At 74.4% G+C, this 15,516-nt stretch carries 3 protein-coding genes; 1 reads left to right on the top strand and 2 read right to left on the bottom strand.

The window, feature by feature from the left end:
- Positions 1-11,874: hypothetical protein (locus GC722_RS19040; RefSeq protein WP_331714960.1), on the bottom strand; the 11,874-nt coding region annotated here is incomplete at its 3' end.
- Between the two features lie 166 nt (positions 11,875-12,040).
- Here GC722_RS19040 and dnaG point away from each other — a divergent pair.
- Positions 12,041-13,954, top strand: coding sequence for a DNA primase (gene dnaG, locus GC722_RS15980; RefSeq protein WP_331714959.1), 1,914 nt, complete (start codon positions 12,041-12,043; stop codon positions 13,952-13,954).
- A 142-nt stretch (positions 13,955-14,096) separates the two neighbouring features.
- Here the strand turns inward: dnaG and GC722_RS15975 are convergent, their stop codons facing one another.
- Positions 14,097-15,482, bottom strand: a complete 1,386-nt coding sequence (locus GC722_RS15975; protein ID WP_156611734.1) for an HNH endonuclease signature motif containing protein — start codon at positions 15,480-15,482, stop codon at positions 14,097-14,099.
- Positions 15,483-15,516: the final 34 nt, after the last annotated feature.

The following is a 15,516-nucleotide window of genomic DNA, read 5'->3' as shown; positions in this document are numbered from 1 at the left end:
GGTGGCGCCGGTGCCGGTGATCGAGACCAGGGTGACGCCGGGGGGCAGCACCTCCGAGAGGGTGGTGCCGCGGGCCAGGGCCGGCCCGTCGTTGCGGACCGTGAGCTCCCAGCGCACCTCGGTGCCGGGCACGGCGACCTCGGACAGCGGGGTGGTGGCCACCGACAGGTCGGCCTGCGCGGCGGCGTCGCCGGTCACGGTGCCGGTGTCGTCGGTCGGGTCCGGGTCGTCGGTGGAGGCGGCGACCGTGGCGGCGTTGGTGAACGTGGTCGGCGCGTAGTCGGCCGGGACGTCGACGTCGACGGTGATGACCACCGGGTCGGCGTCGGGGGCGAGGTCGCCGAGGGCGCAGGCCACGGTGCCGTCGGTGACGGTGCAGTCGGCGCCCTCGACGGCGGTGACCTCGAGGGCCGGGTCGACCGGGTCGGTGACGGTGACGTCGCGGGCCACCGAGGGGCCGGCGTTGTCGACGGTGAGGGTGAAGGTGGCCGGCTCACCCGGGGACAGGGTCCCGGGGTCGACGGTCTTGACCAGCGACAGGTCGGCCGAGCCGACCACCGCGACGGTGCTCGGGGCCACGTTGTCGGTGTCGTCGGGGTCGAGCGTGGTGGCGGCGACGCTGGCGGTGCTGGTCACCGTCGGCTCGTCGTAGTCGGCCTCGACCGCGGCCACCACCGTGATGGTGCGGCTGTCGCCGGGGGCGAGGTCACCAAGGGCGCAGCTGCCGGTGGTGGCGTCGCAGGTGGCGCCGGTGCCGTCGAGGGAGACCAGCGTGACGCCGGCGGGGACGACGTCGGTCAGGGTGACGCCGCGGGCCAGCGCCGGTCCGGTGTTGCTGACCACGACCGTCCAGGTGACCTGGCTGCCGGGCACCGCCGCCCCGGAGACCGGGGTGTTGGTGACGGTCAGGTCGGCCCGCGGGGCGGCGTCGCCGGACACGGTGCCGGTGTTGTCGCCAGCGTCGGGGTCGGCCGTGGCGGCGGAGACCACCGCGCTGTTGGAGAAGGTGTCGGTCGCGTGGTCGGCCGGGACGTCGACGTCGATGGTGACGACGACCGGCTCGGCGTCGGGGGCCAGGTCACCGAGGTCGCAGCTGACGACGCCGGCGTCGCTCACCGTGCACTCCGCGTCGGCCCCGCTCACCTCGGTGCCGGTGACCTCGAGGTCGGGGTCGACGGGGTCGACGACGCGGACGTCGCGGGCGAGCGAGGGGCCGGCGTTGTCGACGGTGAGGGTGAAGGTGGCCGGCTCGCCGGGGGACAGCACCTCGGGGTCGACGGTCTTGACCAGCGACAGGTCGGCCGAGGCGGCCGAGCCGAGGGTGCTGGAGGCGACGTCGTCGGCGGGGACCGGGTCGGGGGTGGTCGAGGTGACCGAGACGGTGCTGGTCACCGTCGGGGCCTGGTAGCCCTCGTCGACCTCCGCCACCACGGTGAGGGTGCGGGTGCCGCCCGGCTCGAGGTCGCCGAGGGTGCACAGGCCGGTGGCGGTGTCGCACTCGACGCCGTCACCGGTGGCCGAGACCAGGCTGACCCCGGCGGGCAGCAGCTGCTGCAGGGTCACGCCGCGGGCCAGCGCCGGCCCGTCGTTGCTGACCACCACCTCCCAGGTGGCCCGGGTGCCGGGGACGGCCGCGCCGGAGACGGGCGTGTTGGTCACCGAGAGGTCGGCGAGCGGGGCCGCCGGGCCGGAGACGGTGCCCGTGTTGTCGCCGGGCTCCGGGTCCGTGGTGACCGAGGTGACCGTCGCGGAGTTGGAGAAGGTGTCGGTCGAGTAGTCGGCGGGGACGTCGACCACGACCGTGATGACCACCGGCGGAGCGTCCGGGGCCACGTCGCCGAGGTCGCAGGTGACCACGCCGGCGTCGCTGGTCGTGCACTCCGCACCGGTCACCGAGGTGACGTCCAGGGCGGGGTCGACCGGATCGGTGACGGTGACGTCGCGGGCCACCGAGGGACCGGCGTTGTCCACGGTGAGGGTGAAGGTGGCCGGCTCGCCGGGGGACAGGGTGCCGGGGTCGACGGTCTTGACCAGCGACAGGTCGGCCGAGGTGGCGACCGGCCCGGCGACGGTGGAGGAGTTGTCGACCTCGTCCGGGTCGGTGGTCCCAGAGTCGACGGTGGCGGTGTTGCTGAAGGTCGCCGCCGCGTAGTCGGCCGGGACGTCCACGCCCACCTCGACCACGACCGGGGTGCCGTCGGCGGGCAGGTCGCCCAGCGCGCAGCTGATGAGACCGTCGACGGTGGTGCAGGCGTCGGCGGGGCCGGACACCCCGGTGACGACCAGGGCCGGGTCGACGGCGTCGGTGAGGGTGACCTGACGGGCGGTGGAGGGTCCGTCGTTGGCCACGGTCAGGGTGAAGGTGGTCGGCTGGCCCGCCACCGGGACCACCGGGTCGACGGTCTTGGTGACCGACACGTCGGCGGAACCGGTCAGGGTGGTCACCTGGGTGTCGCTGTTGTCCGCGGTGTCGACCTCGGCGGTGGCGGAGGTGACCACGGCGGTGTTGCTCACCGTGCCGGTGGCGTCGGGGGCGACGGTGCCGACGAGGGTGACCGTGAACGGCGACGCCCCGGGGGCGAGGTCGCCGACGGTGCAGCTGACCAGGTTCCCGGTGACGGTGCAGCCGCTGCCCTCGTCCTCGACCTGGACGCCGGTGACCGAGGCGGGGACGGCGTCGGTGAGCTGGACCGCGCGGGCGGTGGAGGGTCCGTCGTTGCCGACCTCGAGGGTCCAGCGGATGGTCTCCCCCGGGGTGCCGCGGTCGGGTCCGGTCTTGGTGACGGCGAGGTCGGCCTTCGTCGTCACCACGCTGGTGAAGCTGTCGGCGTTGTCGTCCTGGTCGGCGTCGGGGGTGGTCGAGGTGACCGAGGCGGTGTTGGTCAGCTCGGTGCCGGTGAAGCCGCGGTCCACGGTCGCGGTGACCGTGATCTCGGTCGAGGCACCGGGGTCGAGGGTGCCCACGGTGCAGGACACGCCGTCGTCGGTGCTGCAGTCCACCGCGTCGGGGGCGTCCACGGCGACGTCGGTGAGGCCGTCGGCCAGCGGGTCGAGGAGGACCACGTCACGGGCCACCGAGGGGCCGGCGTTGCCCACGGTCAGCGTCCAGCTGATCTGCTCCCCGGCCACGACCGTGGTGTCCTCCGTCTCCTTCGTGACCGACACCCCCGCCGCGGTGAGCACGGTCGTGGAGGAGGTCACCTCGTCGTCGCCGGGGTTGGGGTCGGTGGTCGTGGTGGTGACCAGGGCCTGGTTCGCCAGCGAGTCGGCAGTCACGTCGGCCGGCAGCTGGCCGGTCGCGGTGATGACCACGGCGGCCTCCCGGCCGGGGCGCAGGTCGTCGAGGGAGCAGACGAGCCCGTCGCACTCGACGCCGCCCGGACCGGTGAGGGTGAGACCGGTGACACCGCCGGGGGCCACGTCGGTGAGCTCGACGTCGCGGGCGGTCGAGGGTCCGGCGTTGGACACGGTGATGGTCCAGGACACCTCGCCCCCGGCGGTGAAGGAGCCGGTGGTGGCCTGCTTGGAGACGTTGAGGTCCGCGCGGGCGACGACCTCGGTGTCGACGGAGTCGGTGCGGCCGTCGGGGCTGCCGTCGTCGGAGGCGGAGTCGTCGGTGGGGGAGGTGGCGGTGGCGGTGTTGGTGAGAGTGCCGGTGGCGTAGCCCGCCGGCAGACCGCCCACGACCGCGAGGTCGATGGTGGCCTCGGTGCCCGGGGCCAGGGCGCCGAGCTCGCAGCGGACGGTGTCACCGTCGCGGACGCAGGTGCCCAGGGTGCTGAGCACGCTGACCTCGCCGAGGCCGGAGGGGAGCTCGTCGGTGACGACGACGCCCTCGGCCGAGGACGGGCCGTCGTTGCGGACGGTCACCTGCCAGCCGAGCGCCTCGCCGGCGGTGACGCTCTCGGGTCCGGTCTTGGTGACGGTCAGGTCCGCCTGGCGGGCCACCGGCGAGCTGAGGGTGGTGGTGTCGTTGCCGGCGGCCGGGTCGGGGGTGGCGGTGGCGACGGTGGCGGTGGTGGAGAGACGGGTGCCGGTGAAGCTGCTGACCAGGGTCACCGGGAGCCGCACCTGGACCGAGTCCCCGGCCGCGATCGTGCCCAGGGCGCAGTCGACCTCGTCCCCGGCCACGGTGCAGCTGCCCTGGTCGGCGTCCGGGTCACCGGTCAGGACCAGCCCTGCCGGGAGCACGTCGCGCAGGGTCACCAGCCGGGCGTCGGAGGGGCCGTCGTTGCGGACGGTGACCAGGTAGCTGCCGCTGCGTCCGGCGGTGAACGTCGTGGGGTCGGCGGAGACCGTGACGGCGACGTCGGCGGAGGTCGCGACGGCGGACTCCGCCACGGAGGTGTCGTCGGTGGAGTCGGCGTCGGGGGTGCCGGAGGTCACCGTCGCGGTCGTGCTGATCGTGGTCGCGGTGGAGGAGGCCGGGAGGGTGGCCCGGACCCGGACCTGCACCGAGGTGCCGCTGGGCAGGTCGCCCAGCTGGCAGGTGACGGTGCTGTCGTCGACGTCGCACTCCTGGTCCCCGGCGGTGGCGGTGACGCCGGTCAGGCCGGCGGGGAGCAGGTGCGTCAGCTGGACGGCGGTGGCGTCGGAGGGGCCGTCGTTGGTGACGGTGACCACCCACTCGACCTCCTCACCGGCGACCACGACGTCCGGGCCGTCGTTGACCACCGAGAGCTCCGCGTCGGCATCCGGGTGGACGGTGACCGAGGTGGTGTCGCTGCCCGCCTGGGGGTCGGAGGTGTCTGCGCCGACGGCCCCGAGGTTGGTCAGGTCGCCGGTCGAGCCGGCGTCCAGGGCGCCGGTGACGGTGGCCACGGCGGTCGCGCCGTCGGCCAGCGGACCGTCCAGGGTGCAGGTGGCGACCTGGCCCTCGACGGTGCAGGTGCCGCCGGGCAGGGTGGCTCCGGTCGGGGTGATCTCGTCGGGGAGGGTGTCGGTGAGCACGACCCCGGTGGCCTGCGAGGGGCCGTCGTTGGTGGCGACCACCTCGAAGGTGATGGCCTCGCCGGCCACGGCGTCGCCGACCAGGCGCTTGGCGACCCGTAGGTCGGCGCTGGTCACCACGTCGGTGGTGCTGGGCGCGTTGTTGTCGTCCGGCACCGGGTCGGTGGTGGTGCTGCGGACGGTGGCCAGGGTGGTCGCGACGTCTCCGGTGTAGTCCGCACCGAGCAGCGCCGAGACGGTCACCACGGCGGAGGACCCGGCCCCGAGGTCACCGAGCTCGCAGAGGACGTCGGTGTCGGAGAGCACCAGGCAGGGCACCCCGTCGACGGTGGCGGTGACGCCGGTGAGGCCGGCGCCGAGGACGTCGGTGAGGGACACCGCACGGGCGGTGGACGGTCCGACGTTGCGGACCTCGACCAGCCAGGACACCCGCTCACCGGCGGTGAAGGTGGGGGTGGCGGCGGTGTTGGTGATCCGGAGGTCGGCCGCGCTGGTGACCGCGGTGGTGGTGGTGCTGGTGTTGTTGGCCGTGACCGGGTCGGTGGTGCTGCCGCGGACGGCAGCGGTGGCCGAGACCTGCGCGGCGGTGGTGTCGGCCTCGACCACGCCGGTCACGGTGACGGTGACCCTCTCGCCGGCGGGCAGGGTGCCGAGCGGGCAGCTCACGGTGGTGCCCTGCACCACGCAGTCCTGGCCGTCGAGGGTGGCGCGCAGTGAGCCGACGGCGTCGGAGGTCACCTCGGTGACCAGGATGCCGCGGGCGTCGGAGGGGCCGTTGTTGGTGACCTGGAGGTCCCAGCTGATCGGGGCACCGGCCACCACGGTGGCGGGGGCCTGCTGGACGACGACCAGGTCGGCCGAGGTGGTCACGGCGGTGGAGACAGTGGTGGTGTCGTCGGAGCGGTCGGGGTCCTCGGTGTCGGACTGGACCGAGGCGCGGTTGGTCAGGTCGGCGGCGGTGAGGTCCGCGGTCACCGTGCCGGTGACGGTCACGGTGGCGGTGGCGCCGTCGGCGAGCGAGGCGACGGTGCAGGTCACCTCCGAGCCGTCCAGCTCGCACCCGCCCAGCCCCGGGTCGGTCAGGGTCGCCGTGGCGGCGGTGAAGCCGGCGGGCAGGGTGTCGGTGATGGTGACGCCCCGGGCGGTGGAGGGCCCGGCGTTGGTGGTGACCACGGTGTAGGTGAGCGGGCTGCCCGCGGTGGCGGTGGCCGGGTCGGCGGTCTTGGTGACGCCGAGGTCGGCGGCGGCGGTGACCGGGGAGGTGGCGGTGTCGGAGTTGTCGGCCGGGTCGGCGTCGTCCACCTCGGAGTCCACGGTGGCGGTGTTGCTCAGCTCCGCACCGGTGAAGCCGGGGTCGAGCGCCCCGACCAGGGTGACGGCGAGGCTGTCCTGGGAGGCGACGGTGCCGAGGGAGCAGCTGATCTCCCCGGCCGTAACCGTGCACGCGCCGCGGGGGGTCTGGGCCTCGGTGAACGTCACGCCGGCGGGGGCGGTGTCGACCAGGGTGACGCCGGTGGCGTCGGAGGGTCCGGCGTTGGCCACCGTGACCTGCCAGCGGACGTCCTCACCGGCCACGGGCGCCTCGAGCAGGCTCTTGTCGGCCGACAGGTCCGCGGAGGCGCCGACGGTGGAGGTGACGGTGGCCGGGGCGGGGGTCGGGTCGGGGTTGGCCGAGGTTGCGGCTGCGGTGTTGGTCAGCGCGGTCCCCGGCGCGGTGGCCGAGGGCACGGCCACGGTGACGGTGGCCGTCAGGGGGTCGGCTCCCACGGCGAGGGCCGACCAGGTGCAGACCACGGTGCCGCGGACGGGGGAGCAGTCGCCGCCGCCGGCGGCGGTGGCTGAGACGTAGGTGACCCCGGCGGGGAGCGTGTCGACCAGGCGCACGTCGCGGGTGGAGGAGGGGCCGGCGTTGGTCACCGACAGGGCGTAGGTGACCTGGCCGCCGGCGACCACCGCCCCGGAGGTGACGGTCTTGCTGACCCCGAGGTCGCTGCGCCCGCCCACCACGCTGGTCTGCTCGTCGGTGTCGTCGTCGGCGTCGGGGTCGGGCGTGGCCGTGCTCACCGAGGCGCTGTTGGTCAGGGTGCGTCCGGCCAGGTCGGCGCCCAGGTCCACCTCGAGCAGCACGGTGAGGATCTCGCCGGGGGCCATGGTGCCCAGCTCGCAGGTGACGGTCCGGCCGTCGGCGGAGCAGTCCCCGGCGCCGTCGGCGGTGCGGAGGCTGGTGCCCTCGGGCAGCTGGTCGGTGACCACCACGCGCCTCGCGTCGGAGGGGCCGTTGTTGGTCACGGTCAGCTGGTAGCGCTGGCCCTCACCCGCGGTCGGCTCGGTCAGGCTGGCCGCCTTGACCAGGCTGACGTCGGCGCTGGTGGCGACGGTGGTGCTGGCCTCGTCGGTGCGGTCGTCCGGGGTCTGGTCCGGGGTGGGCGAGGTGACCTCGGCGCGGTTGGCGAGCTCGGTGCCGTCGGTGAGCGAGCTGGCGACCAGGGCGCTGAAGCTGACCGTGGTGGAGGCGCCGGCCGGGAGGTCGGCCAGCGAGCAGCTGATGCTGGTGGAGGTGGAGGCCGAGCAGTCAGCGGCCCCGCCGTCCAGACCGGGCAGCACGGTGAGGCCCGCGGGCAGCGGGTCGGTGATCTCCAGGTCGACGGCGTCGGAGGGGCCGGCGTTGACCACGGTGAGGGTGTAGGGGGTGGAGGTGCCGGCGACGACGCTGTCGGAGCCGACGGCCTTGATCATCCGCAGGTCGGCGGACTGGACGACCGGGGCGCTCACCGAGGCCGAGGTGTCGCCGGGTTCGGGGTCGGTGGTGCCGGAGGTCAGGGAGGCGGTGTTGGTGAGGCTGCCGGTGGCGGCCGGGTCCACCAGGACCTGGACCATCACCGACGCCTGCGCGCCGGCGGCGAGCCGGTCCACGTCGCAGGTGACGCTCTGGCCGTCCACCGCGCAGGTCCCCAGGGTGGAGGAGACCGACTGCAGGAGCAGCCCGGCGGGGAGGTCGTCGGTGAGGACCAGGCCGACGGCGTCCGACGGGCCGTCGTTGTCCAGGGTCAGCTCGTACATCGCCGGCGCCCCGGCCACCAGCGTGTCGGGGGTGACGTCCTTGGCCAGGCCGACGTCGGCCCGGGTCACCACCTCCAGCTCGGAGGTGGACTCGTCGTTCGCGGGGTTGGGGTCGGTGGCGCTGGAGCCGATGAAGGCGCTGCCGGGGATGCTGCCTTCGGGGGTGCCGCTGGGCACCCGGGCCTGGAGCGGCACGGTGGTGTCCGCACCGGCGGCCAGGGTGCCGAGCGCGCAGCGCACCGTCTCCCCGATCACCTCGCAGGCGCCGCCGCTGGAGCCGGGGACGGGGACGAGCCCCGGCGGCACCTGCCCGGTGACGATGGTGTTGCGGGCCACCGAGGGCCCGGCGTTGGTGATCCGCAGCTGGTAGGTCGCCACCTCACCGGCGGCGACCGGACCGGCGGGCGGGGACAGCACCACGCCCAGGTCGGCCTGGGTGAGCACCGTGGTGCTCGAGGTGGAGCTGTTGTTGGACGCCGTGGGGTCGCCCGGGGTCTCCGCGGTCACCGAGGCGGTGTTGGAGCTGGCGCCCAGGGCGGTGCTGGCCACCGCGCCGGTGATCTCGACGGTGACGACCTCGTCGTCGTCGACCGAGGGCAGCGCGCAGCTGACGCGGCCGGCCGTGACGGTGCAGGGGCTGCCGTCGCTGGCGGTCGCGCCGGTGAAGGTGACCCCGGTCGGGGCGGTGTCGGTGACGACCACGCCCTGCGCGGTCGAGGGGCCGGTGTTGGTGACGCGCAGCGTGTAGGTGACCGGACGCCCGGCCACCAGCGGGGTGGGGGAGGTGGTCTTGGTCAGGGACAGGTCGGCGCTGGCACCGGTGGTGGAGGTGAAGGAGGCCTCGTTGTTGGCGGCGCTCGGGTCGGGGCTGGTGGCGCTGACGGTGGCGTCGTTGCTGATGCCACCGACGGGGAGGGACGGGTCGGTGTCGACGACCACGGTGCGGGTGACGGTCTGGCCCACGTCCAGGCTGCCGACCGGGCAGGTCACCTCCTGCCCGGACGCGGTGCAGTCCGCGCTGCTGCGGAAGGTGGTGCCGGCGGGCAGGACGTCGCTGATGGTGACGCCGGTGGCCCGCGACGGGCCGTTGTTGCCGACGGTGAGGGTGTAGGTGAGCGCCTCCCCGGCCACGACCGGGTTCGGGGTGGCGGTCTTGGTCAGGAAGACGTCGGCGCTGACGGTCACCTGCGCGGTGCCGGTGGCCGAGTCGTTGCCGGTGTTGCCCTGCGGGGTGGACGTGGTCACCGAGGCGGTGTTGGCCAGCGGGCCGGCCGCGCGGGCGGGGGAGACGTCGCCCACCAGCTGGACCGTGGCGCTGGCTCCCGGACCGATCCGGCCCAGCTCGCAGCGGAGGTTGCCGTCGGTGAGGGTGCAGGTGCCCTGGCTGGCGTTGGCCCCGGTGACGGTGTAGCCCGCCACGGCCGGGTCGGTGAGGACCACGCCGTTGGCGTCGCTGGGCCCGGAGTTGGTGACGACCACGGTGAAGCGGGCCCGCGAACCGGCGGCGACGGAGGCCGCCGACGGCGTCTTGGTCAGGCTCAGCTCGGCCCGCTGGGTGACCGACGTGGTGGCCGTGGCGGTGTTGTTGGCGGGGACCGGGTCGCTCGTGCTCGAGGAGGCGGTGGCGGTGTTCAGCACCGAGCCGGTGGGCGCTCCGGCGTCGAGGCGTCCCACCACGGTGACGGTGCGGGTGGCGCCGGGGGCGAGGTCGCCGAAGGTGCAGGTGACCTGGTTGTTGGCGTTGGTGCAGGTGCCCCCGTCGGAGGCGGTGGCGCGGACGAAGGTGGCGCCGTCGGGCAGCAGGTCGGTGAGGGAGGCGCCGAGGGCGGACGAGGGCCCGTTGTTGGTCAGGGTGGCGGTCCAGGTCACCTCCTCACCGGCGGACGCGTTGGTCGGGCCGCTGACGGTGGCGGCCACGTCGGCTGACCGCGTGACCGTGGTAGACACGGTGGTGCTGTTGTTCGCGGGCACGTCGTCGCCGGTGGTGGTCGTCACGGAGGCGCGGTTGACCAGGGTGCCGACGGCCGCGCCGGGGGCGACCTCGACCACCACCGGGATGGTGACGGTGGCGCCGGGGGCCAGGGTGCCGAGCTGGCAGGTGACGGTGCCGCCGCTCTGGCCGCAGGTGCCGGTGGAGGGGTCGGCCGAGACGAAGGTGGTGCCGGCCGGAAGGGTGTCGGTGACCACGGTGCTCGCGGCGGCGTTCGGGCCGTTGTTGGTGACGGTGAGGTTGTAGCTGACCCGGCCGCCGGCGTCCTGGGTGGGCGGGGTGGAGGTGCTGGTGATGCCGACGTCGGCGATCTGGCCCACGGGGGTGCTCACGGTGTTGCCGGTGAAGGTGTGGTCCTGGCCCAGCGTGACGGCGCGGTAGTCCAGCAGCGCGGTGTTGGCCAGCGTGGTGCCGGCGGCGGCGCGGTCCACGGTCACCCGGAAGCGGAACGTGCTGGTGGTCCCGGGGGCGATGGTGCCGCCGGCCGTGGCCGTGGCGCCGGTGCCCACCCGCACCCGGACGGTGCGGGCCGCGGCGTCGTACTCGGCCTGGTCGTCCCCGGCGGCGTCGGTCTTGGGGCCGGTGCCCGTGCCCGCGGTGACGACGAGGCTGCCCGGCACGTACGTGGCGCCGGCGGGGAGCGCGTCGCGCACCACCGAGCTGGCGGCGGCGTCGCCTCCGGTGTTGGAGAAGCTGACGGTGTACTCCAGGGTGTCACCGGCCTGGGCGGTGCTGCTGCCGCTGAGGTTGACCACCGACTTGGTCACCTCGGGGAAGCGCGGGGAGTAGAGGTCGATCGCGGTGGTGATGACACCGGGGTAGTAGAAGTCTCCGGTGGTGGTGGCCTGCAGGGTCGTCGAGGTCTGGTTGTTCGCGAGCAACCCGCTGGCGCTGCTCGTGCCCATGTCGACGCCGAGGTTGTTGAGGTGGCTGGGGTTGCGGGTGGTCACCGTGGAGCCCAGGTTCGTGATGCGGGAGGTGAAGTAGTTGTTCGCCGGGCGGGCGGCGTCGGAGAGGGTGGCGCCGTTGAAGCGCAGGGCGTCCCCGGTGCTGCCCTGGTCGCCCTCCCAGGCCACGAAGCCGACCGAGGCGTTGACCGTGCCGCTGGCCGGGGTGCGGAACCCCGAGACGGGGATGTCCACGGTGGAGTTGGCGGTGCTGGAGGTGGTGACGTCGGCGAAGCCCTGGAAGATCGTGAGGTTGCGCAGCGGCAGCGAGGGGTTGCGGTAGGCGACCACCAGCGACCAGCCGGCGTAGCGGTCCTGGCCGGTGGCGGCGCGGATGTTGCCCACCCAGTAGGTGCCCGAGCCGGCGGCCTGCACCTGGGAGGTGACGTCGACCGCGGCCTGGTAGACGCCGGCGTCGGTGGTGGTCAGGCCGGTGGGTGCGTACACCTGGTCCGCCGGTGCGGTGAGGGTCGTGTAGGCGGCCTGGCCGGGGGTGCGGAAGCCGACCTGGGCGATGTTGCCGTTGGCGGCGACCCCGCCGGTGCCGGCCTGCTGGCGGCCGCTCCAGACCAGGCGGGCGTGCAGGACCGTGGAACCGGCGGGCAGGGCCAGCTCGCTGGAGGTGGAGTTGGTGGTGGCGGCGACGTTGTCGGTGTCGAGGAAGGCCATGGTGTGGCCGTTGTTGGTGTTCAGCGCGGCGGTGGAGGCGGTGCCGTTGCGGGCGGCGGCGCACTCGATGCCACCGGTGGGGCAGCTCATCTGGGCGTTGCCCACGATGGTGATCGTGCCGTTCTCATTGCTCTGGTACACCGCGCTGAACGGGTTGCGGACCGCCGCCGGTGCGGGCGCGACGGGGGAGAGGACCAGAGCGAGGCTCGCGGTGAGCAGGGTGCACACCAGCAGCACGAGGGGACGACGCAGCGACACGGTGGTCCTTCAGCTCGCGGCGTCCCCTGAAACCCGTCTACGACGGTCGCCGGAGGGCAGGCTAGATTGCGGGCCGGTCGAGCGGCAAGATCTCCCGGCGTGTCGCTGGACGAGGGGCCGGCGGACGTGGTTATGGGGGTGCGGGGCGGGTCGTAGACTCCGCTGCGTGGCGGGGAGGATCAACGACGAGGACGTGGCGGAGGTCCGCAGCAGGGCCCGGATCGACGAGGTCGTCGGCTCCCACGTCGCCCTCCGCAACGCCGGCAGCGGCTCGCTCAAGGGGCTGTGCCCCTTCCACGACGAGAAGACGCCCAGCTTCCAGGTGACGCCGGCGCGGGGGTTCTACTACTGCTTCGGCTGCGGCGAGGGCGGTGACGTGATCACCTTCGTGCAGAAGGTGGACAACCTGTCCTTCGCCGAGGCGGTGCAGCAGCTCGCCGACCGGGTGGGGGTGCAGCTGCGCTGGACCGACGGCGACGGCCCCGGCCACGCCCCCGGCCTGCGGCTGCGGCTGCTGGCGGCGAACAAGGCCGCCGAGGAGTTCTACGCCGAGCAGCTGATGGGTCCCGAGGCTGTCGTCGGGCGGCGGTTCCTGTCCGAGCGGGGCTTCGACCGGGCCGCCGCCGAGCGCTTCGGGGTCGGCTACGCGCCCCGGGCCGGACGCGCGCTCGGCCAGCACCTCAAGGCGCGCGGGTTCACCGAGGCCGAGCTGGTGCGCGCCGGGCTGGTGCGCGAGCGCGGCGGCTTCGACTTCTTCCAGGGACGGCTGCTGTGGCCGATCCGCGACGCCGGGTCGCAGGTGCTGGGGTTCGGGGCGCGGCGGCTGCACGACGACGACCGGATGCCGGCCAAGTACCTCAACACCCCCGAGTCGCCGGTCTACAAGAAGTCCTCGGTGCTGTACGGGCTGGACCTGGCCCGGACTCAGATCGGCAAGAAGGGTCAGGCGGTGGTGGTCGAGGGCTACACCGACGTGATGGCCGCCCACCTGTCCGGGGTGGACACCGCGGTCGCCTCCTGCGGAACCGCCTTCGGCGACGACCACGCCCGGACGCTGCAGCGGCTGATGGGTCACTCCGACGCGTTCTCCGGCGAGGTCGTGTTCACCTTCGACGGCGACGCCGCCGGCCAGGCCGCGGCGCTGAAGGTGTTCAGCGGCGACCAGAACTTCATCTCCCAGACCTACGTGGCCGTCGAGCCGTCGGGGCTGGATCCCTGCGACCTGCGGCTGCAGCACGGCGAGGCCGCGGTCCGCGAGCTGGTGGCCCGGCGGGTGCCGCTGTACCGGTTCGTGATGGGGAACGTGCTGTCCCAGTACGACCTGGACCGTGCCGACGGCCGGTTGCGGGCGCTGCGGGCGGCGGCCCCCCTGGTGTCCAGCATCCGCGACACCTCGCTGGTGGCCGGCTACGCCCGCGAGCTGGCCGGGATGCTCGGCATGGACGTGGAGGAGGTGCGCGCCGAGCTGGCGCGGGCCCAGCGGCGCGGCGACCCGCGCGGTGGTGAGGTGCGCGGTGGCGACCGGCGGGCCCGGGGTGAGCAGGCCGAGCGCGAGCCGGAGCCGGATGCGGAGGCGCCGCGGACCCGCCCCCAGGGCACCCCGGTGCCGCTGGCGGACGACCCCCGGCTGGACGTGGAGCGCGAGACCTGCCAGCTCATCGTGCAGCGCCCCGACCTCTTCGACGCCACCCTCGGCGGCCTCGTGCCCGAGCACTTCACGCACCCCGCCTACGCCGGCCTGGTGCGGGCCATGCACACCGCGCTGGCCGCCGACGGCTCGGCCGACTGGGTCTCCGACGTGCGCGACGCCACCGAGGACCCGGTGGTGCAGCAGCTGGCGGTGGCGCTGGCGGTGGAGCCGCTGCGCCGCCCCGACCCCGACCAGTCCTACGCCGACGTCCACGTGGCCCGGATCCAGCTGCTGGCGGTCACCCGGCAGATCACCGACCTCAAGTCGCGGCTGCAGCGCACCAACCCGGTGGAGCAGACCACCCGCTACAACCAGATGTTCACGACGCTGCTCGGCCTGGAGGCCAGCCGCAAGGAGCTCCAGGTCCGCAGCATCGGCGCCCGGGACTGATCCCGTCGGGCGGGCGCCGCGAACTCACCACCAGCGGGGGGCAGCATCGCCCAGTCCGTGGCGTGGGAGTCGGCGATGCAGGGGCGCGGTTCACCCGAGCGGCATCGGCGCGCGCGGCTGTGCCGGCCGGCCGGGACGGACCTCACCCGGTGGGTGGACGAGCTCTGTCCGGAGGTCGGCTGGGCTCAGGCGGAGGTGCACCCGGTGGCGACGCGCTGTCGCTGGTGCCGTCGGGACCGCGGGTGAAGTGCAGCCCGTGGGGGCTGGCCCACAGGTACTTCCCGGGTGCGGTGCGTCGGTAGCGCCAGCCGTGCAAGGTCTTGAGCCGGTGGTGGCGTCGGCACAGCGGGGCGAGGTTGTCGGTGGCGGTCGGTCCGCCGGCGGCGAAGGGCACGATGTGGTCCGCGTCGGTCGACCACGCCGGCTCCCCGTCCGCCCGGTGGGTGCGTCGTGGGTGGGGGTGGGCGGGTCGGCTGCACCAGGGGAAGACGCAGGTCCGGTCGCGCAGGGCGATGTGCTCCCGGATCCGCTCGGGCACCTCGTACCCCGCCACGGTGACCGTCTCGTTGAGGTCGACGACCGGTCGGACGGTGATCCGGGTCCCGGGGCGTCCGCACCAGTCGCGGATCTGCCCGGCGGTGACCGGGGTGCCGGTGTTGCCCACCCACCCCGGGGCGGTGCCTGACGCGAGGGACTCCGCCGGCAGGTGGAGGTAGAGCGTCACGGGCACCCGCGGTCGGGGCGCCGGGGCAGCCTCAGCCGTCTGGCTGTCGGACGTCGTGGCGAGGTCGAGGGCGGGTTGGTGGCGGGCCAGCTCACCGACGGCCATCGAGCGGCGCACGTCCAACGAGGCCTGGCAGCCAGCGTCGGCGAGGGCGCGGGCGCCGTCGGTGACGGCGGCGTCGAGGTCGAGGGCGTCGGGCAGGTCAAGCCAACCGCTCACCTCGGCGAGGCCGGAGCTCGACCCGTCGCGGTCGTGGTGGATGTCGAACCGGCGGCCGTCGGCGGCGGCCAGGCGCTGCTGTTCGGCCTCGGCGGGCATGAACCGCAGGGTCGCGGCGGTGATGAGCCGGTCGAGCTGGGCGGGGCCGATCCGGCCGGCCACGGCGGCGACCTGGGCGTCGACGAACCGGGCCGCCTCGACGGTGAGGCTCATGGTCCGGGCGGCGACCCGGCGGGCCTGCCACGCCGCCACCCCACCGCGGTGGACGAGCGACCAGAGACGGGGGAGCCGGTGCCGCAGCTCGAGCGCCTGCCCGACCAGCGCGCTGCCGGCGTCGGTGGAGCAGCGCAGCGCTGCGGCGAGCTCGGCCACGCAGGCACCGTCCACGGCCGGGGTCCCGGGACCAGCCAGCGGCACCCCGGTGGGACGGCCCTGCCAGGTGGCCTCAGCGACGTCCTCGACCGGCGGGTGCAGATCCGCCCACTCCGCGGCACGGCGCAGGACGGCCGCGGCGGCGGCGTCCTCGGCGGCACGGTCGGCGCGCAGCTCGGCCAGCACGGTGGCGGCGTCCCTGCTGGTCGACATGCTCCGAATCTACGGCGCGGGACCGACAGTTTTC

This window comes from Auraticoccus cholistanensis (genome assembly GCF_009742705.1).
Taxonomy (GTDB): Bacteria; Actinomycetota; Actinomycetes; order Propionibacteriales; family Propionibacteriaceae; genus Auraticoccus; species Auraticoccus cholistanensis.
This window is presented reverse-complemented; position numbering and strand designations above follow the sequence as displayed.

Excerpts from the sequence above, each read along its gene's own strand:
- GC722_RS15975 (WP_156611734.1), bottom strand. The coding sequence starts at position 15,482 with ATGTCGACCAGCAGGGACGCCGCCACCGTGCTGGCCGAGCTGCGCGCC.